The organism is Solimonas variicoloris DSM 15731 (assembly GCF_000382285.1).
GTDB classification, from domain to species: Bacteria; Pseudomonadota; Gammaproteobacteria; order Nevskiales; family Nevskiaceae; genus Solimonas; species Solimonas variicoloris.
Window position 1 is genome coordinate 29,250 of sequence record NZ_KB907934.1, and the last position, 18,299, is coordinate 47,548.

The 18,299-nt window shown below is 63.8% G+C and carries 19 protein-coding genes; 10 read left to right on the plus strand and 9 right to left on the minus strand.

The window, feature by feature from the left end:
• Positions 1-4 precede the first annotated feature (4 nt).
• Positions 5-217, minus strand: coding sequence for a hypothetical protein (locus H149_RS23230; protein ID WP_154654780.1), 213 nt, complete (start codon positions 215-217; stop codon positions 5-7).
• Positions 218-348: 131 nt separating this feature from the next.
• On the opposite strand from H149_RS23230, the gene H149_RS0112230 reads away from it, so the two are divergent.
• The 9 genes from H149_RS0112230 to H149_RS0112265 all read left to right on the plus strand — a co-directional run bounded on the left by H149_RS0112230 (position 349) and on the right by H149_RS0112265 (position 10,949).
• Positions 349-972: a hypothetical protein gene (locus H149_RS0112230; protein ID WP_020650047.1), complete on the plus strand. Its 624-nt coding sequence runs from the start codon at positions 349-351 to the stop codon at positions 970-972.
• 265 nt (positions 973-1,237) lie between these two features.
• Entirely contained in the window at positions 1,238-1,474 is a 237-nt protein-coding gene (locus H149_RS0112235; RefSeq protein ID WP_026353126.1) for a hypothetical protein, read from the plus strand.
• Between the two features lie 114 nt (positions 1,475-1,588).
• On the plus strand, positions 1,589-3,946 hold the full coding sequence (locus tag H149_RS0112240) for a type I restriction-modification system subunit M (RefSeq protein WP_020650049.1): 2,358 nt from the start codon (positions 1,589-1,591) through the stop codon (positions 3,944-3,946).
• Positions 3,946-5,358, plus strand: a complete 1,413-nt coding sequence (locus H149_RS22785) for a restriction endonuclease subunit S (RefSeq protein ID WP_039748882.1) — start codon at positions 3,946-3,948, stop codon at positions 5,356-5,358. Before H149_RS0112240 ends, H149_RS22785 begins: the two co-directional genes overlap by 1 nt.
• A gap of 112 nt (positions 5,359-5,470) precedes the next feature.
• On the plus strand, positions 5,471-6,631 hold the full coding sequence (locus H149_RS0112250) for an ImmA/IrrE family metallo-endopeptidase (RefSeq protein ID WP_020650051.1): 1,161 nt from the start codon (positions 5,471-5,473) through the stop codon (positions 6,629-6,631).
• On the plus strand, positions 6,628-7,152 hold the full coding sequence (locus H149_RS0112255; protein WP_020650052.1) for a DUF4411 family protein: 525 nt from the start codon (positions 6,628-6,630) through the stop codon (positions 7,150-7,152). Before H149_RS0112250 ends, H149_RS0112255 begins: the two co-directional genes overlap by 4 nt.
• 3 nt (positions 7,153-7,155) lie before the next feature.
• The gene (locus tag H149_RS0112260) at positions 7,156-10,230 is read left to right on the plus strand and encodes a type I restriction endonuclease subunit R (RefSeq protein ID WP_020650053.1); all 3,075 of its coding nucleotides are present in this window, start codon (positions 7,156-7,158) and stop codon (positions 10,228-10,230) included.
• A 57-nt stretch (positions 10,231-10,287) separates the two neighbouring features.
• Positions 10,288-10,524 carry an AAA family ATPase gene (locus tag H149_RS23235; protein WP_154654781.1) on the plus strand — a complete coding sequence of 79 codons (237 nt, stop codon included), beginning with the start codon at positions 10,288-10,290 and terminating at the stop codon, positions 10,522-10,524.
• Positions 10,525-10,532: 8 nt separating this feature from the next.
• Positions 10,533-10,949, plus strand: coding sequence for a hypothetical protein (locus tag H149_RS0112265; RefSeq protein WP_154654782.1), 417 nt, complete (start codon positions 10,533-10,535; stop codon positions 10,947-10,949).
• 254 nt (positions 10,950-11,203) lie between these two features.
• Here H149_RS0112265 and H149_RS0112270 read toward each other — a convergent pair whose 3' ends face one another.
• From H149_RS0112270 to H149_RS0112285, 4 genes are all read right to left on the minus strand, one after another.
• Positions 11,204-11,575: a PIN domain-containing protein gene (locus H149_RS0112270; RefSeq protein WP_051101859.1), complete on the minus strand. Its 372-nt coding sequence runs from the start codon at positions 11,573-11,575 to the stop codon at positions 11,204-11,206.
• A complete protein-coding gene (locus H149_RS0112275; protein WP_154654783.1) occupies positions 11,572-11,829 on the minus strand; it encodes a hypothetical protein in 258 nt (85 codons plus the stop codon). Before H149_RS0112275 ends, H149_RS0112270 begins: the two co-directional genes overlap by 4 nt.
• Before the next feature lie 80 nt (positions 11,830-11,909).
• Positions 11,910-12,209, minus strand: a complete 300-nt coding sequence (locus H149_RS0112280) for a type II toxin-antitoxin system RelE/ParE family toxin (protein ID WP_020650057.1) — start codon at positions 12,207-12,209, stop codon at positions 11,910-11,912.
• On the minus strand, positions 12,206-12,472 hold the full coding sequence (locus H149_RS0112285; RefSeq protein ID WP_020650058.1) for a type II toxin-antitoxin system ParD family antitoxin: 267 nt from the start codon (positions 12,470-12,472) through the stop codon (positions 12,206-12,208). The genes H149_RS0112280 and H149_RS0112285 overlap by 4 nt, the downstream gene beginning before the upstream one ends.
• Positions 12,473-12,835: 363 nt before the next feature.
• Between H149_RS0112285 and H149_RS0112290 the strand changes: the two genes are divergently transcribed.
• Positions 12,836-14,758, plus strand: coding sequence for a SurA N-terminal domain-containing protein (locus H149_RS0112290; protein WP_020650059.1), 1,923 nt, complete (start codon positions 12,836-12,838; stop codon positions 14,756-14,758).
• A gap of 141 nt (positions 14,759-14,899) precedes the next feature.
• Here H149_RS0112290 and fabV read toward each other — a convergent pair whose 3' ends face one another.
• From fabV to H149_RS0112310, 4 genes are all read right to left on the minus strand, one after another.
• Positions 14,900-16,114, minus strand: coding sequence for an enoyl-ACP reductase FabV (gene fabV / locus H149_RS0112295; RefSeq protein WP_020650060.1), 1,215 nt, complete (start codon positions 16,112-16,114; stop codon positions 14,900-14,902).
• Between the two features lie 158 nt (positions 16,115-16,272).
• Positions 16,273-17,250 carry an AgmX/PglI C-terminal domain-containing protein gene (locus H149_RS0112300; protein ID WP_020650061.1) on the minus strand — a complete coding sequence of 326 codons (978 nt, stop codon included), beginning with the start codon at positions 17,248-17,250 and terminating at the stop codon, positions 16,273-16,275.
• Positions 17,247-17,753: an ExbD/TolR family protein gene (locus H149_RS0112305; protein WP_039748887.1), complete on the minus strand. Its 507-nt coding sequence runs from the start codon at positions 17,751-17,753 to the stop codon at positions 17,247-17,249. The genes H149_RS0112300 and H149_RS0112305 overlap by 4 nt, the downstream gene beginning before the upstream one ends.
• Entirely contained in the window at positions 17,750-18,226 is a 477-nt protein-coding gene (locus tag H149_RS0112310; protein ID WP_020650063.1) for an ExbD/TolR family protein, read from the minus strand. The genes H149_RS0112305 and H149_RS0112310 overlap by 4 nt, the downstream gene beginning before the upstream one ends.
• Positions 18,227-18,299: the final 73 nt, after the last annotated feature.

Below are 18,299 nucleotides of genomic sequence, written 5' to 3' on the forward strand. Positions count from 1 at the left end.
TGCCTCAAGGGTCGCGCAGCGACGGGCGGACTACCTGCGCGAGCATGTCTCGCGCGATCGCTTTCGAGCGCGTGACGCCGACAGGAACAGGCCCTTTCGATCGCAACTTGACCCATTCGCGGGCTTCCTGTTCGCCGCCGACCAGCCGGCAGAAGTATTTCCAGAGGTCGCCGTCGATGGACACTGTGCTGCGGCCTTCCGGTGTCCACACGCGCACGCGCGCGGTTCCGTAGTCGTCTGGGGAAATGGGCACTTGAGGACGAGGCACCCGGCCACTATAGTAGCCGAGAATGGTATGAAAGTACCATTTAAGATGCAAACGACCGACAAGGTAAGAAGGGGGCAGGGATGATCCGGTTATTCGTGTTCTTGGGATTGGCACTGATGGTTGGCGACGCGATGGCGGCGAAGGCGGTCCAGCACACGCTCGACGCGGGGCCAGCCTCGGTGACCGATGCGGCGAGCGCTGAAACCGCGCCAGACGTTTTCTGGAAGATCAGCCAGCATCGACGGCTGCAGGGTCAGCTTTTCACGACGGACGAAATCGTCGTCCGTGTATCAAGCCAATGCGGGCCGGCTGACGCTTATTGCGTGGACCTCATCAACCGGGAGACGAACGCCCCTTTGGTGTTCCACCTGCGCGACGGATGGAAAGTCACGCACATCCCGGCGGACAATCTCGCGTCATACGAGGGGAAGAAGTCCGGTTCGTTGTGTGAATGGCACACAACGACCAGGACAGGCAATACCTACAAGACCGGATTCTTTGGTGGCGACTGCGCCAGCTTCTTCGTCTACATGGATGTGGCCACGTATTCGGAGCATGCTAGCTATCACTACGAGCCCGTGCCTTTCAGGCCCGCGCACCGGAGTCTGTACGATGTCGATACCTTCAGCCCCGGCAACATGCCTTTCACGTTGCAGGCCGTGACGCAGGCGGAGTACCAAGCTTTTCTCGCGAGGATGAAGTGAGCTCGAGCGAAGAGAGAGCGTCGCCACCAGGCATGATCTGGAAGTGCTCGACCAAGCCGCCGGGCGAGGGGGCCGGTAAGCCGAAATCGCCCCGTCTGTAGACGGAAACATGGCTCGTCGAGGCACAATCGAAGCTCATGACCGTGAAACGGCGGAAGTTTCCGCGCGCCCGCGGCGCGCTGCCGCAGGGGCGCTGCCCTGCACCCTGATGCCCAGACTTCGCGCCGGGTACCATAGCCGGAGCGGAGGAAGCCTTGGAAATTTCGTGAGTCGGCAGGAGGATTGCGGTGGATTCCACTGCAGGAAAGAAGGGGCGTCTCAGGCCGATGACCTGACCATGCGGCGTCGGGCCGCCGAGCTTGAGCAACTGGCGGCGCAGACCCGGCTGCTCAAGGCTCAAGCGGAACTAATGGCGGTGAAACAGCGCTGGAACACCATCGCCGTCGTCGCCATCGCCGCCATGTTTGTCGTCGTTCTGCTCGTGAAAATGTTGCGGCATTGATGCCCGGCAGTACGCCGCAGGCTCGGCTTTTGAGCCAGAAGCTGCGCCAGAATTCAGCACTGACAGTCGCGGCGGCTGCGCGCTCGTGGCCCCGAATAACACACAACAAGACCAATGGATCAAAGCCAGCTCAAGTGGATCGCCGACTTCATCTGGAACATCGCCGATGACCGCCTGCGCGACGTGTACGTCCGCGGCAAGTACCGCGATGTCATCCTGCCGTTCATCGTCCTGCGCCGCCTCGACGCCGTGCTGGAACCGACCAAGGATGCGGTGCTGGAGCGCAAGAAACTGCTCGATGCCGCCAATGTCGCCAATCAGGACGGCGCGCTGCGCGCCGCCGCCGGGCAGGCGTTCTACAACACCTCGCAGTTCACGCTCGCCCGGCTCAAGGCCGGCGGCAAGGGCCAGCGCCTGCGTGACGACTTCACCGACTACCTCGACGGTTTTTCGGCGAACGTCCAGGACATCCTCACCAAGTTCAAGTTCCGCGAACAGATACAGACGCTGGTGGACGCCGACATCCTCGGCTTCCTGATCGAAGACTTTCTCGATCCGGACATCAACCTCTCCCCGCTGCCGGTCAAGGACGCGGACGGCCGCGTCAAGCTTCCCGCGCTCGACAACCACGGCATGGGCACCGTGTTCGAGGAGCTGATCCGCCGCTTCAACGAAGAGAACAACGAGGAAGCCGGCGAGCACTTCACGCCGCGCGACGTGGTCAAGCTGATGGCGAAGCTGCTGTTCATGCCGGTCGCCGAGCAGATCCAGTCCGGCACCTACCTGCTGTACGACGGAAGCTGTGGCACCGGCGGCATGCTCACCGTGGCCGAAGAAGCCCTGCACGAACTGGCGAGGCAGCACGGCAAGGAAGTTTCCATCCACCTCTACGGGCAGGAGATCAACCCGGAAACCTACGCCATCTGCAAGGCAGACCTGCTGCTCAAGGGCGAAGGCGACGAGGCCGACAACATCGTCGGCGGCGCCGACAAGTCCACGCTCTCGGCCGATCAGTTCCGCTCGCGCGAATTCGACTTCATGCTCTCCAATCCACCATACGGCAAGAGCTGGAAGACCGATCTCGACCGCATGGGCGGCAAGCAGGGCTTCAATGATCCACGCTTCATCGTCAAACACGGCGGCGACCCGGAGTTCAAGCTCATCACGCGCTCATCCGACGGCCAGCTCATGTTCCTCGTGAACAAGCTGTCGAAGATGAAGCACGGCACCCCTCTCGGCAGCCGCATCGCACTCGTCCACAACGGCTCGGCGCTGTTCACTGGCGACGCCGGGCAGGGAGAAAGCAACATCCGCCGCTGGGTGATCGAGAACGACTGGCTCGAAGCCATCATCGCCCTGCCGCTCAACATCTTCTACAACACCGGCATCGCCACCTACATCTGGGTGCTCACCAACCGCAAGGCCGGGCACCGCCGTGGCAAGGTGCAGTTGATCGACGCCAGCGGCTGGTCCCAGCCGCTGCGCCGCAACCTCGGCAAGAAGAACTGCGAACTGTCCGACAACGACATCGCGCGTATTCTCGGCGGCTACCTTGCTGAGCCGCAGGACAGCGCCGAGTGCAAGTGGTTCGACAACGAAGACTTCGGCTACTGGAAGATCACCGTCGAACGCCCGCTGCGCCTGAAAAGCCAGTTGAAGCCCGCCGCCATCGAAACGCTGCGCTTCGCCTCGGGCGATGAGGCTCTGCGTGCCGAACTGTGGGCCAGATACGGCGACAAGCTCTACACCGGCTTCGCCAAGCTGAAACCGGAGATTGAGGCATGGCTGAAAGGCGACAGCGAGGATGAGGACGCCGACGGCGGCGGCGAGGATGGCGAGGACAGCGCACCGGCCAGGAAAGCCGTGCCCGAAAAGCGCCGCAAGAAGCTGCTCGATGCCACGACATGGCAGCGCGACAAGGCGCTGCTCGATCTGGCGCTGCTGGCGCAGAAGGACTTGGGCGACGCCGTGTTCGACGACCACAACGTCTTCCGCGCCAAGTTCGACGCGGCGATGAAGGCGCACGACAAGAAGCTCTCCGCCTCAGACAAGAAGGCCATCTTCAAGGCCGTGAGCTGGCGCGACGACACCGCGCCGCCGGTGGTCGCCAAGCGCACAAAGCTGAAGAAGGGCGAGCACTTCGAGCCGGGCTTTGACGGCGCGACTCTGGAAACCGTGGGCAAGGATCGCTTCATGGTCGAGTACGAACCCGATAGCGACCTGCGCGACACCGAGCAGGTGCCGCTGAAGGAGCCGGGCGGCATCGAGGCGTTCTTCGCGCGGGAGGTGCTGCCGCACGCAGGCGATGCGTGGATAGACGGCGAGAAGACCCAGATCGGCTACGAAATCTCCTTCGCCCGCTACTTCTACAAGCCCGCGCCGCTGAGATCGCTGGCGGAAATCCGCGCGGACATCCTGAAGCTGGAACAGCAGACCGAAGGCTTGCTGCACAAGATTGTGGGGGCGGCGTGATGGCGGTGGCGTATCCGAGCTATCGCGCCTCCGGCACGCCGTGGGCGGCGCGGGTTCCCGAGCACTGGCGCACGGCGCGCTTGCGCTATGTGGCTCGCGTGGGAAACGGGACGACGCCCGCGCGTGACCGCTTCGATTACTGGTCGAATGGTTCCGTTCCATGGCTGGCGAGCGGACAAGTCAATGACTACATCGTTCGCAAAGCGCGTGAGCACATTACGCCAGTGGCATTGAAGGAATCGTCCCTGCGCTTGCTCCCGGCCGGCAGCGTCATTCTCGGCATGGTCGGGCAAGGCAAGACCCGTGGCATGTCGGCCTATCTGGGCATCGAAGCAACCATCAACCAGAATTTGGCGGGCGTCACGCCTGGCAGAGAACTGGATGGGCGCTATCTGCACTACACGTTGATTGCGGCCTACGACTTCCTCCGCAACTACGGGCGTGGCGGAAACCAGGCTGCGTTGAACTGCGCCATCGTCGGCAGCTTTACCACGCTGCTGCCCCCGCGCCCCGAGCAAGACCAGATCGTCGCCTACTTGCGCGCGCAGGACGCACACATCGCCCGCTTCATCAAGGCCAAGCGCGACCTCATCGGCCTGCTCACCGAGCAGAAGCTGCGCATCATCGACCACGCCGTCACGCGCGGCCTCGACGCGAATATTCGCCTCAAGCCTTCCGGCATCGAATGGCTGGGCGAGGTGCCGGCGCATTGGGAAGTCCAGCGGCTGAAAAACATCGCAGATGTGGTCTTGGGCAAGATGCTGACCACAGAAGCTAAGGGTGACAACGGCGAGTTCAAGCCTTACCTGCGTTCCACAAACGTGCAATGGCTCAAACCGGACGTGCTTGACGTGAAAGAAATGTGGATTGCCCATGCGGAGATGCCGCAGCTTCGCATCCGCAAGGGAGATTTGCTGGTCAGCGAAGGCGGCGAAGTTGGCCGTGCCTGCATTTGGGACGAAGAGCTTGCCGAGTGTTACATCCAGAATTCCGTGCATCGAGTCGCGGCCAAACCTGTCGTGCTGCCGGAGTTCTTGCTGCATCAGTTCTTCACCTATGGAAAACGCGGTCGTTTCAACGCCATCGTCAATCGCGTGAGCATCGCGCATCTCACGCGCGAAAAGCTCGTGACCGTGCCATTCGCGTTGCCGCCCATCGAGGAGCAGCAAGCCATCTGCCGCTGGATCGCCGAAGCAACGCAACCGCTCGACGAAGCCATCGCCCGCGCCGAGGATGAAATCAAGCTCATCCGCGAATACCGCGACCGTCAAATTGCCGATGTGGTCACCGGCCAGGTGGACCTGCGCGGCTGGCGGCCTGGCCCGGGCGATGCGGTGAGCGACGACGATCTGGCCGCACTGGGCGGCGACGAGCCGGAAGAAGCCGAAACCGCCGAGTCGGAAGAAGGCTGAAGCCTGGCGGCCGGAATCTCGACGCCGGGCGGCTGGCTGGCAGAGAATCAGTCACTTGGAGGCTGTTCCAGCCGGTGAAACCGGCTGGACACGGGTCGGTCTATAGGCGGCTATGGCGACGATTGCACTGAAACCGGATGTCCTGCGCTGGGCGCGCGAACGCGCCGGGCTGGACGTGCCTGCGCTCGCCAAAAAGGTCGGTACCAAGCCGGAGAAGGTTCAGGTCTGGGAGCAGACCGGCGAGCTGACCTTCGGCCATGCCGAAAAGCTCGCGCACCACACGCATACGCCCATCGGCCATCTGTTCCTCGTCGACCCGCCGGAAGACCGGCTGCCGATCCCCGATTTCCGCACGGTCGGCGACCGGCCAGTGCGCCGGCCTAGCCCGGAACTGCTGGACACCGTGCAGGCCATGCAGCGGCGCCAGAGCTGGATGCGCGACGATCTCATCGAGGAGGGCCAGCCGCCGCTCGCGTTCGTCGGCAGCCGCCCGCTGAACGACATACCGGACGCCGTGGCGGCGGACATCCTCAAGGTGCTGGGCCTTGAACGCGACTGGGCGCGCGGACAGAGCACCTGGGAAAACGCGCTGGTCGAGCTGCGTCATCGCGTGGAGGCCGCCGGCATTCTGATCGTCATCAACGGCGTGGTCGGCAACAACACGCATCGCCCGCTCGAAACCGAGGAGTTCCGCGGTTTCGCGCTCTGTGACGCCCATGCGCCGCTGGTTTTTATCAACGGCTCCGATGCCAAGGGCGCGCAGATGTTCACCATCGCGCATGAGCTGGCGCATCTGTGGATCGGGCAGGACGGCGTCTCCAACTTCGAGGCTTTGCAACCCGGTTCTGCCGCGCCGGAGCAGTTCTGCAACAAGGTCGCGGCCGAGTTTCTGGTGCCCGAGGCCGTGCTGCGCGAGTGCTGGCAGGAAGCGGCGCGACAGACGGAGCCGTACCAGTATCTGGCGCGTCGCTTCAAGATCAGTCCGCTGGTCGCGGCGCGACGCGCGCTGGATCTCGCGCTGATTTCGCGCGATGCGTTCTTCACGTTCTACCGTGAATATCAGGATGACGACCGGCGCGTGCGCGACAGCCGCGAAGGCGGCGGCGATTTCTTCAAGGTGCAGAACGTCCGCGTCGGCGAACGCTTCGGCCGCGCCGTCGTGCGCGCGGCCAAGGCGGGCCGGCTCCTTTACCGGGATGCCTTTCAGCTCACGGGCCTGAGCGGCGCGACGTTCGACAAATACGCCAGATCGCTTGGGTTCGATACTCCATGACCCCAACCGATCCGAAGTTCGTGCTGGATACCAATGTCTTTGTTCAGGCCCACCGCGCGTACTACGCCTTCGACATTGCGCCGGGGTTCTGGGCGAGCGTGCTTACGCATGCCAAGACCGGCGGTCTGGTGAGCATTGACCGCGTGCATGAGGAAGTGCTCAATGGCGGCAAGGGTGATGCGCTGGAGGACTGGGTCAAGAAGCACGCGCCAAAGGCGATGTTCGCGTCGTCGAAGACGGCGGACATTGCTGCCGAGTTCGCCCCGCTGATGCAGTGGGTGCAATCCGAGGCGCGGTTCACGGCGGAGGCCAAGGCCGAGTTTGCGGTCAAGGCCGATGGCTGGCTCATTGCGTATGCGAAGAAGCACGGCCTCACGCTGGTGACGCACGAGGGGTTCAATCCCGACAAGAAGAACAAGGTGCTCATCCCGGTCGTCTGCAAGCAGTTCGGCGTGAGCTACACCGATACGTTCGGCATGCTCCGGGCACTCAAGGTGCAGTTCGACTGGAAAGGGCCGTAACGCATGGTCACGGACACGAGCGAGAAGGGACTCGAAGTCCTGATCGTACGGCACCTCGCAGGCATCAGCGAGCATCCAGCTGTTCCTGCTGGCGAGATCAAGGAGGCGCGCGGGGCGTTCGGGCCGGGTGGTTATGTGCTCGGTCGAGCGTCCGACTACAACCGCGACGTGGCGATCGACGTGGCGCAGCTGCTGGCCTTCCTGCGCGCAATGCAGCCGAAAGCCGTCGAGGCGCTGGAACTGGAACACGAGGGCATCAAGCGCACGCAGTTCCTGCATCGCGTGCAGGGCGAGATCACCAAGCGTGGCGTCGTCGACGTGCTGCGCAAGGGCGTCAGCCACGGGCAGGCGCACGTCGATCTCTACAAGCTGCTGCCGACACCGGGCAATGCCAGTGCGGCGGAGAACTTCGCCAAGAATATTTTCAGCGTCACGCGGCAGCTTCGCTACAGCAACGACGAAACCCTGCGCGCGCTGGACATGGTCATCTTCGTCAACGGCCTGCCGCTGCTGACCTTCGAGCTGAAAAACTCGCTGACCCGGCAGACCGTGGCCGACGCCATCGTCCAGTACCAGAACAACCGCAACCCGAACGAACTGCTGTTCCAGCTGGGCCGCTGCATCGCGCACATCGCGGTGGACGATGCGGAGGTGCGTTTCTGCACGCAACTTTCCGGAAAGTCCTCGTGGTTCCTGCCGTTCAACAAGGGCCACAACAGCGGTGCCGGCAATCCGCCGAATCCGAACGGCCTGAAAACGGATTATCTGTGGAAGGACGTACTTCACAAGGAATCGCTGGCGAACATCATCGAGAATTACGCGCAGCTCGTCGAAGAGGAAATCGAGGAAGAGGGCCGGGACGGCAGGAAGCGTCGCCGAAAGGAGCGCAAGCAGGTCTTCCCGCGTTTCCACCAGTTGCGCACGGTGCGCGCGCTGCTGCGCCGTGCCCGCGAGGATGGCGTCGGCCGCCGTTACCTGATCCAGCACTCGGCGGGCAGCGGCAAGAGCAATACCATTGCCTGGCTGGCGCACCAGCTCGTCGAGCTGAAGAGCAAGGACGATCCGCTGAAGACGCAGTTCGATTCGGTCATCGTCATCACCGACCGCCGCGCGCTCGATACGCAGATCGCGCGCACGATCAAGTCCTACGATCATGTGGCCTCGATCCTCGGCCACTCGGAGAATGCCGAGGAACTGCGCGATTTCCTGCGTCGCGGCAAGAAGATCATCGTCACCACGGTGCAGAAGTTCCCGTTCATCCTCGACGAACTGAGCGATCTCGGCGCCAGGAACTTTGCGCTGCTGATCGACGAGGCGCATTCCGGCCAAGGCGGCAAGACCACGGCCAAGATGCACCTCGCGCTGTCCGGCGGTGCCGAGGAGGAAGAAGAGGAAGAGTCGGCCGAGGACAAGGTGAACAAGGCGGTCGAGGAATTGATCCGCTCGCGCCGCATGCTGTCGAACGCCAGCTACTTCGCGTTCACGGCCACGCCGAAGCTCAAGACGCTGGAGCTGTTCGGCGAGAAAACGGGTACGGGCGATGAGGCGACGTTCCGCTCGCCGGAGGAGCTGACGTACACGACGAAGCAGGCGATACAGGAGGGTTTCATCCTCGATGTGATCGCCAACTACACGCCGGTCGAAAGTTTCTACCGCATCGCCAAGACGGTCGAGGGCGATCCGAACTTCGACAAGAACAAGGCGTTGAAGAAGATGCGCCGCTATGTCGAGTCGCACGACAAGGCGATCCGCAGGAAGGCCGAGATCATGGTCGATCACTTCGTCGAGCAGGTCATCGGCGCGAAGAAGATCGGCGGCAAGGCGCGCGCGATGATCGTCTGCAACGGTATCGCGCGCGCTATCGAATACTGGCAGGCGGTTTCGACCTATCTCGGCGAGATCAAGAGTCCGTACAAGGCGATCATTGCGTATTCCGGCGAATCCGAAGTCGGCGGCAAGATGAAGACTGAGGCCGACCTCAACGATTTTCCGAGCAAGGACATTCCGGCACGGCTCAAGCAGGAGCCATATCGCTTCCTGATCGTCGCCAACAAATTCGTCACCGGCTTCGACGAACCGCTGCTGCACACTATGTATGTGGACAAGCCGCTGGCGGGCGTGCTGGCCGTGCAGACTCTGTCGCGGCTGAACCGTGCGCGCCCCGGCAAGCACGATACGTTCGTACTCGATTTCGCCGGCAACGCCGAGGCCGTGAAGGCCGCGTTCCAGGAGTATTACCGCGCGACGGTTCAGGTAGGTGAAACCGATGCCAACAAGCTGCACGATCTGAAGAGCGATCTGGATCAGCAGCAGGTTTATGGCTGGAAGCAGGTGGAGGATTTCGTCGCCCTGTACGTGGCAGGTGCGGAACGAGACCACCTCGATCCGATTCTCGACGCCTGTGCCGCCGCCTATGTCGAAAATCTGGGCGAGGACGATCAGGTCAGGTTCAAAGGCAGGGCCAAGGCGTTCGTGCGCAGCTACGGATTTCTAGGCGCCATCCTGCCTTACGGTCACTCGGAGTGGGAGAAGCTGTCGATCTTCCTGAACTTTCTGATCCCGAAGCTGCCGGCCCCGAAGGAGGAGGATTTGTCCGTCGGCGTGCTCGATGCCATCGACATGGACAGCTACCGCACCGAGGCCAAGGCGACGCTGAAAATGGCGATGGATGATGTTGATGCGCAGATCGAACCATTGCCGCCGGGCGGCGGTGGTGGGCAGGGGGAGCCTGACATCGACACGCTGTCGAACATCATCAAGACCTTCAACGAGCAGTTCGGCAACATCGAGTGGAAGGATGCCGACAAGATTCGCAAGGTCATCGCCGAAGAAATCCCGGCGCGCGTCGCACAGGACAAGGCGTACCAGAACGCGCAGGCTAACTCGGATCGTCAGAATGCGAAGCTGGAGCACGACAAGGCGTTGAACCGCGTCGTGCTCGAACTGCTGGCGGATCATACGGAGCTGTTCAAGCAGTTCAGCGACAATCCGAATTTCAAGCGGTGGCTGACGGATGTGGTGTTTGATGCGACATACCACGGCTCTCGGCCTGCTGCATCGACTTCTCCCGTTGGATAAGGCGTCTCAACCGTTTCGCCAGTCTTCACTTGTCATTGCAACGTTGCAGGAGGAAGCGTGCTTACTCTGATCAAGGCACAGGTCTGGAAGTACAAGTCCATCGAAGATTCGACGCCGGTCGAGTTCGCGGACGCCGTGACGGTGCTGGTTGGCAAGAACGAGTCCGGCAAGACTGCTTTTCTCGAAGCCTTATACAAGGCGTTGCCGCTTGATTCGGCGATGCGATCCTGGTGCCTGTCGGGGGCCTCGACAAGCTCGCGACCTTTGTGGCCTTGTTGGGTGCTAACAAGCTGAAGATTGCCGTGCTGCATGATCGTGCGAGCGCGCCGCACCAGAAGCTTGATGACCTCATCCGCCAGAAGCTGATCGAGCGGAAGCGCGTGCTCGACTTCTCGATGTTTCTTGATCCCGTACCGAACGAGGCTGACATCGAGGACTTGCTGCCGGCAGATGCCTACATTGCGGCCTTCAACAAAGCCTATTCCAAGGAACTGAACGGAGTGACGCTCGCGATTGGTGAGCTTGGGTCACAGCCGCGTATGGTCGAGCGAATCAACCAGTGGCTGAAAGGCAAAGGCATTGCGCTCATGAAGGACGGCGGATTCAATCACTATCGCGTTGCTCAGGCGATTTTGCCTGCCCTCACGGCCACTTCTTTGAACACGGAGGAGTTGGCTCGTTTCGAGCGGCTGTTTACCCGGATTGCGGATGTGCTGTGACTGCGGGTGATTCTATTTTCGTACACGAAAATGCCCCCCGGCAGGAGCCGGGGGCGGTGCCACGCCTTGCCATGAATACCGCGGCTACGATGCCGCCGCGGTGGCTTGCTTCTACTGCTACTACGCTTTGTGCCTTGCCCGGGCTACCACGCCGCCCGGATGGCGAGCCGGAGATTTATCCGGTTATCTACTCCAGGTGCAAGCTTTTTTAGAACTCTGGCATGGGCACGATTTTATTGCACAGTCATTGCGCTCTATCGGATCGCCGGCACCCGCACGCCGGGAAAGCACAGGCGCAACTGCGTCAGATCATCCGGGTCCGAGGTCAGCACGGCGTCACTTCGCTTGGCTGCGGAGGCCATGACGATCGCATCGATCGTGGTGGCTCCGGCCGCTGCCACGGCTTCGCCTGCCGTGCGCGCCAGCGGCTCATCGACGACATCGACTTCACAGGCAGCGAGCAGCCGTGCGATGCGGGCGGAGCGCGGACCGTCGCGCCAGGCTTCGGCGACGACCACGGCCGGAACCGTCACGTCCCGTCCGTCGAGCAGCGCCGCCTTAAGGTGCGCCAGCACGCGGCGATCATCGCGTTCCACACCGATGAGCGCGCCGGTATCGAGGGTCAATCCCGCCATGCTGCACGGGCCTGGGCCAGCTCGCTCTCGCTGATGACGCCAGCGGCGGCTTCGTACTCGGCCACCAGCTCGGCGAGCCTGCGGCGGCGCAGATCGCGGGCCAGCGCCTGGCTGATGTGAGCGCTCAAGGTCTGGCCGGATCGTTTGGCTGCCGCCTTGATGTCGCGCAGCACGCCGGAATCCACAGTCACGGAGATTTTCGCGGCGTTACCGCCTGCCGCGGTTGAAGCCTTGCGTCTGCGCATCGCCAAGCCTAAATCCTACCGCTGGTAGGATTCAGTGACAACTCGTGGGTGCGGCTGCAATTGCTTCGTGCCTTGTCGCGTTATTCGTCGCCGAACAGGATCGTCTCGTAGTCGCGCGAGCCGTGAAGGACGTGTAGAACCTCGATGCGCTCGCCGACGATCCGGTAGAGGATCAGGTAGCTGCCGTGAACTCGCCGCCGCACGCCAAAGCGCTCGTAGCGAGGGATCAGTGGAGAGCCCAGTGGCTGATCCGCGAGGCTTTCGCAGCGGTCTATCAGCTCGTCGACGAAGCTCTCGGCGCGAACCGGGTTGTCGGCGGCGATGTAGTCGCTGATGTCGCCGAGGTCATGCAGCGCGGCTTCGGTGATGACGACCTTCACGCCTGACGCTTGCCGGCGATCCGCTTCTTCAATTCATTCCGCGCGCGATCCAGCGTCAGCACGCGGCCGGCTTCAGCATCCGCGACGCCGCGCGCGATCGCCGCGTCCAGCGCCACGAGCTTGCGCTCCCGTTCCATCCATCCGCGCAACGCTTCGCGGATGACTTCGCTGTTGGAACTGTAATCGCCGGCTTCGACCTTGGCGCGGATGGCTCGCGCCATTTCCGCCGGCAGGGTGATCGAGAGTTTTTCCGCGACTTGCATGGTGACCTCGCTCGGTCGGATTTCATCCGATTTCATACTACCAGCAAAGCAGCGGATCAGCTAACCGCTTCCACGGACAGGTGGTCACTCGATTCTCAAGAGAAGGGGGCGAACTCGCAGACTGCGCTGCAATTGCGCTGCAGTCTTGATCCGTAATCGGTTCAGTGGCATGATAATCGCTGTTAATTGATTCACATGAAAATCATGGAGTTGCAGTGTAACCCCATGATTCTGTTGGGTTAAAATCGAGACTCTTAATCAGTAGGTTCGGGGTTCGAGTCCCTGACAGCCCACCAAAACAATAAAGCCCGGCATCGCCGGGCTTTTTGCTAACAGGCGCCGTTAGCTAAAGAGAGACCAGGCATGCTGCAAAGTATCCGTGATCGCACTTCCGGCCTCGTCGCCGGTTTCATCGTTGCCATCATTGTCGTGCCGTTCGCGTTCTGGGGCGTCGAGTCCTTCATGACCGGCGGCGGCGATCCGGTGGTCGCCAAGGTCGGCAGCGAGAAGATCAAGGAATCGCAGTTCCGCCGCGCCTACGAGCAGCGCTACCAGCAGTATCTGCAGCTGATGGGCGACAATTTCCGCGCCGACCAGTTTGACCAGAACCGCTTCCGCCAGAGCGTGCTCGACGACATGACGCAGGAAGCGATGCTGCGCCAGTACACGCGCGAGGCCGGCTACCACGCCAACGACGCGCTGCTGTTCAATGCGATCTCGTCGATTCCGGCGTTCCAGAGCGACGGCAAGTTCGATACCGAGACCTACAAGGCGATGCTGGCGCGCCAGAACCTGACGCCGCAGCGCTTCGAGACGCAGCTGCGCGAGTCGCTGGAGATCGACCAGATGCGCGAGGCGGTGGTCGACACGGCCTTCATGGCGGACGTCGAGCGCAAGCAGCTGCTGCAGCTCGCCGGCCAGCAGCGCCAGCTCAGCTACGCGCTGTTCGACCTCGCCAAGTACGAGGCGCAGATCGTGGTCGCCGACGCCGACGTCCAGAAGCGCTACGAGGACACCAAGAGCCAGTACATGGCGCCGGAGCGCATCAAGCTTGCGTATGTCGAGCTGTCGCCGGCGGCGGTGGCCGTCGCCGCGGCGCCGGGCGAGGACGTGCTCAAGGTGCTCTACGACGCCGAGAAGGACAGCCGCTTCACGACGCCGGAGGAGCGCAAGGTCCGTCATATCCTGATCAACTTCGGCGCTGACAAGTCGGCATCGGAGAAGAAGGCCGAGGACCTCGAAGCCCAGCTCAAGGGCGGCGCCGACTTCGCGGCGCTGGCCAGGACGAATTCCGATGACGCCGGCTCCAAGACCAGCGGCGGCGATCTGGGCTGGCTCAAGCGCGGCCAGATGCCGGAGAGCTTCGAGAAGGCGCTGTGGTCGCTGAAGTCCGGCGAGACGAGCGCGCCGGTCGAGACCGAGTTCGGCTGGCACCTGATCCGCGTCGACGAGATCAAGACCTCGGCCGTCAAGCCGTTCAATGATCCGACGGTGCAGGCCGAGCTGACCGAGCTCTACCGCAACCGCGAACAGCAGAAGCACTTCCAGGAGCTCAGCGACAAGCTCGAGCAGCTCGCATTCGAGAATCCGTCGTCGCTGGATGCGGTCGCCAAGGAGTTGAACCTTCAGGTGCAGACCACCGACTGGTTCACGCGTGCCGGCGGCAGCGGTCTGGCCGCCGAGGATGCGGTTAAGGAAGCGGCGTTCTCCACCGAAGTGCTCAAGGACGGCGAGAACAGCAAGCCGCTGGCGATCGGCGACAGCAAGCTGGTCGTCGTGCGCAAGGCCGAGTACGAGGCGCCGCGCGAGCGCAGCTTCGACGAGGTCGCCGACCAGGTTCGCAGCGCACTGCGCGCCGAACAGGCCAAGGCCAAGGCGCAGGCCGACGCCAAGGCGCTGCTCGCGGCGCTGAAGGGCGGGGCGACGCTGGCCGATGCGGTCAAGGCCGCGCCGGCCGCGGAGTTCAAGGATGCCGGCAGCCTGCGCCGCGACAACCGCGGCGAAGATCCGGCGCTGGTCGAGGCCGCGTTCAAGCTGCCGCATCCGAAGGAAGGCGCGCTCAGCTACGGCGAGGCCACGCTCGGCAACGGCAGCGTCGCCGTGCTGGCGCTGAACAAGGTCGAGACGCCGGCGCCGGAGGCGCTGCCGCCGGAAGCCGCGGCGCAGTTCAACCAGCTTGCCGCCGGCCAGGAGTTCAACGCTTATCGCCGCCGCATCGGCGACGAGATCAAGGTCAAGATCATCAACGCGCCGCAGGCGGAAGCGCCGGTGTCGCCGGAGTCGTAAGCCGCCATCGCGTCGGCTCCGCGCCACGCAGCAAGGCCGCCCATGTCGCAGGACATGGGCGGCCTTTTCTTTTACGACGGCGGACTTTTGAAGGGGTGCGAGCCGCGTGGCCGGCGGCCCGCGGCCCGCACCAGCAGGGGCTCAGGCGGGGCTCAGCTCGATGCAGTCGAAGCGCACGTCCGGGTCGACCTCGGCGTCGTAGTCGACGTCGCTGCGCGTGAAGCCGAACAGCTTGAGGAACTCCTGCTTGTAGCCGGCGTAGTCGGTGAGCTGGAACAGGTTTTCGGTCGTGACCTGCGGCCACAGCGCCTTGCAGGCGCCCTGCACGTCCTCGCGCAGTTCCCAGTCGTCGAGGCGGAAGCGCTGTTCGTCGTCGGCCTGCGGGCGGGTGCCGTCGGCGCGATAGAGGAAGTCGCGGAACAGGCGGTTGAGCTGATCGATCGTGCCTTCGTGCAGGCCCTTCTCTTTCATGATCCTGTAGACCATCGAGATGTAGAGCGGCATCACCGGGATTGCGGCGCTGGCTTGGGTGACGACTGACTTCAGCACGGCGACGTTGGCGTGGCCGCCGAGGCTCTGCAGCTTCGCGTCGAGGCGGCGCGCGGTGGCGTCGAGGTCGGCCTTGGCGCGGCCGAGCGCGCCGTGCCAGTAGATCGGCCAGGTGATCTCGGTGCCGATGTAGCTGAAGGCGACGGTGCGCGCGCCCGGCGCGAGCGCGCCGGCGGCGGCGAGCGCGTCGAGCCACAGCGCCCAGTCCTGGCCGCCCATGACGGTGACGGTGTCCTCGATTTCCTGGTCGCTGGCCGGCTCGACCGAGGCCTGGATGATGCTGTCCTTGTTGGTGTCGATCGCGGTGGCCGTGTAGGTCTGGCCGATCGGCTTGAGCGCCGAGCGCTTCACTTCGCCGGTCGACGGCAGCTTGCGCACCGGCGAGGCGAGCGAATAGACGACGAGGTCGACTGCGCCGCCCATTTCGGTCTTGATCAGCTCGATGACCTTGGCGCGTGCCTCGTCCGAGAAGGCATCGCCATTGATCGAGCGGCTGTACAGGCCCTGCGCCTTGGCGAACTTGTCGAAGGCCGCCGAGTTGTACCAGCCGGCCGTGCCGGCCTTCTTGTCGGTGCCCGGCTTTTCGAAGAACACGCCGAGCGTGTCGGCGCCGAAGCCGAACGCTGCGGTGATGCGCGCGGCCAGGCCATAGCCGCTCGAAGCGCCGATGACGAGCACCTTCTTCGGTCCGTCGCTGCGCACGCCGCGCGCGCGGGTCGCCTCGATCTGTTCGAGCACGTTGCGCTCGCAGCCGAGCGGATGCGTGGTGGTGCAGATGAAGCCGCGGACCTTCGGATGGATGATCAACTTGCGTACCTCGTCGCTGGGTGGGGGCAGCGGCATTCTACTGGCTGCAGCGCCGCGTGCGGGTGGTCGTTGGGGCAAATCCGGCGCCCGTCGCGAGCGGCGGCCGGATAAGAAAAAGGCGCCGTCGCCGGCGCCTCGATCCCACGGCTTCCGCCGCCTCAGGACGGCAGGAAGTTGATGGGATAGTTGGGGTAGGTGAACGGCGGCACGTTCTTCGGGCCGAAGTTCAGCAGCAGCACGCGCTGGATCACCTTGCGCTCGAGGTCGGCGTCGCCGAAGGTGCTCGACACGAGCTTGCAGTCGGTGACGCTGCCGTCCGGCGCGATCGTCAGGCTGACGACGATCTTGCCGGGGCCGATGCCCGGGTTCTCGCGCATCGCCCGGTTGAAGATCGCGTAGAACGCGCCCTTGTTGCGGTCGAATGTCAGCTGGATCTCTTCGAGCGTGCGACCGGCGAGCAGCTTGTCGCCGCCCTGGCCGGGTTTGCTGCGGTCGGGGCCGGTGCCGCGCGGGGCTTCGACCGTCGTCGTGCGGCGCTGGCCGAGGCCGGCGCCGGACTGCGTGCGGCGCTCCTCGCCGGTGCCGGTCGCGCCGATGCCGCCGCTGCCGCTGGCTGCGGCGTCGGCGAACGCCGCGCTCGAACCGCCGCTGGCGCCGGTGCCGGCCTGGGCCGCCACCCGCTCGCTCGACAGCGCGCGCGTCGTATCGAGGCCGCGCAGCGACTGGTCGCGCAGCTCGGCGAGCTGATCGGCCATCGCCAGCACGCCGGATTTCTGCGCGACGGCGCGGGCCTGCGCCTGGCGCTCGGCCGGGGTCGGCTGCGGCGGTGCCTCCGGCTTGTCCTGCTGCGGCTTCTCCGACTTGGCCTGCTCCTGCGGCGGCTTCTTGCTGTCCTCGGGCGAGGGCTTGGGCTCCTCGACCTGTTCGGCGATCGGCGCGTCCGGCAGGATGCTGACGTAGCGCTGCTCGATCGTTTCGCCGCCGCCACGCTGCAGGCCGGTGAGACGGATCAGCGGGATCACGATGCCGAGCACGACGAAGATCGCCAGCAGCACGCCGGCGATGCGGCGGAAGCGGCGGTCGGCTTCGGCGTTGAGATCCCAGCCGTCGAAAGCGGTCACGAAGCTCGCGTTCACGGCGCGCCTCCGTTCTTCTTCTCGACCACCGCCAGCGAGATCTTGGCGAAGCGGGCCTCGGTGCAGGTCGCCATGACCTTCTTGAGGACCTGATACGGAATCGCCTTGTCGGCCATGATGTTGACGTCGCCGCGCGTCACCGATGCCGCGTCGGCGCCTTCGACGCGCATCAGCGGCGCGCGCAGCAGCTCGGCCTTCAGTGCCGGCAGGAAAGCGGTCGCCGTACCCATGGCTTCGTCGGTGCCCATCACGCGCACGTTGTCGACGAGGATGTCGTTCTTGGTGACGACGATCACGGGAATCTGCTTCGGCTCTTCCTTGATGACCGACTTCGGCAGCTGCAGCGACTGCGGGTTCGGCAGCACCTCGACGGCGAGCGCGTTGACCAGCAGGTAGAAGACCAGGATCGCGAAGATGTCGATCAGCGAGACGACGTTCATCTCCACTTCGTGGCCGGCGATGCGGAACTTGCGCTGGGCGCGCTTGGCCATGCGCGTTCTCATGGCGCACCTCCCGGAGCGTCGCCGAGCGAGACGTTCGGGAACATCTCCAGTGGCAGGCCGGCGGCGCGCGCCTCGGCCGGCGCGAAACGCGCGGCATCCATGATCCGGATCAGATCGTCGTACGGGATGTCGGCTTCGAGCAGCAGCGTCACGTTCGTTTCGCTGGGCGCGGTCTTCTTGACCTCGACCAGCAGATCGCCGAGCGCCTGCACGTTGTAGCCCTCCGGCGTGTTGTCGAGATGACGCAGCGCGCCGTTGCGGTCGGAGACGTCGAGGCCGTTCTTGCGCAGCGTGATCGTCAGCTGCAGCGGCAGCTTGTCGGGCACGGCCTGCTGGTCCGGCGACGGCAGATTGAGATTGATGACGTTGAGCTTGGCGGCGGTGATCGACGAGCTGACGAGCAGGAAGAACACCAGCACCGCGAACACGTCGATCATCGAGACGATGTTCAGCGACACCGCGCGCGCCCTCATCCTCTGATGGCGTTCGAGGCGCCGCGTTCGGCGGGACATTTTCATCCGGAACCCCCGGTGAGACTGGGCCGTG

Coding starts and splice junctions, on each gene's coding strand:
- H149_RS0112230 (WP_020650047.1), top strand. CDS start 349: ATGATCCGGTTATTCGTGTTCTTGGGATTGGCACTGATGGTTGGCGAC.
- H149_RS0112240 (WP_020650049.1), top strand. CDS start 1,589: ATGGATCAAAGCCAGCTCAAGTGGATCGCCGACTTCATCTGGAACATC.
- H149_RS22785 (WP_039748882.1), top strand. CDS start 3,946: ATGGCGGTGGCGTATCCGAGCTATCGCGCCTCCGGCACGCCGTGGGCG.
- H149_RS0112250 (WP_020650051.1), top strand. CDS start 5,471: ATGGCGACGATTGCACTGAAACCGGATGTCCTGCGCTGGGCGCGCGAA.
- H149_RS0112255 (WP_020650052.1), top strand. CDS start 6,628: ATGACCCCAACCGATCCGAAGTTCGTGCTGGATACCAATGTCTTTGTT.
- H149_RS0112260 (WP_020650053.1), top strand. CDS start 7,156: ATGGTCACGGACACGAGCGAGAAGGGACTCGAAGTCCTGATCGTACGG.
- H149_RS0112275 (WP_154654783.1), bottom strand. CDS start 11,829: ATGCGCAGACGCAAGGCTTCAACCGCGGCAGGCGGTAACGCCGCGAAA.
- H149_RS0112285 (WP_020650058.1), bottom strand. CDS start 12,472: ATGCAAGTCGCGGAAAAACTCTCGATCACCCTGCCGGCGGAAATGGCG.
- H149_RS0112290 (WP_020650059.1), top strand. CDS start 12,836: ATGCTGCAAAGTATCCGTGATCGCACTTCCGGCCTCGTCGCCGGTTTC.
- H149_RS0112305 (WP_039748887.1), bottom strand. CDS start 17,753: ATGAGAACGCGCATGGCCAAGCGCGCCCAGCGCAAGTTCCGCATCGCC.
- H149_RS0112310 (WP_020650063.1), bottom strand. CDS start 18,226: ATGAGGGCGCGCGCGGTGTCGCTGAACATCGTCTCGATGATCGACGTG.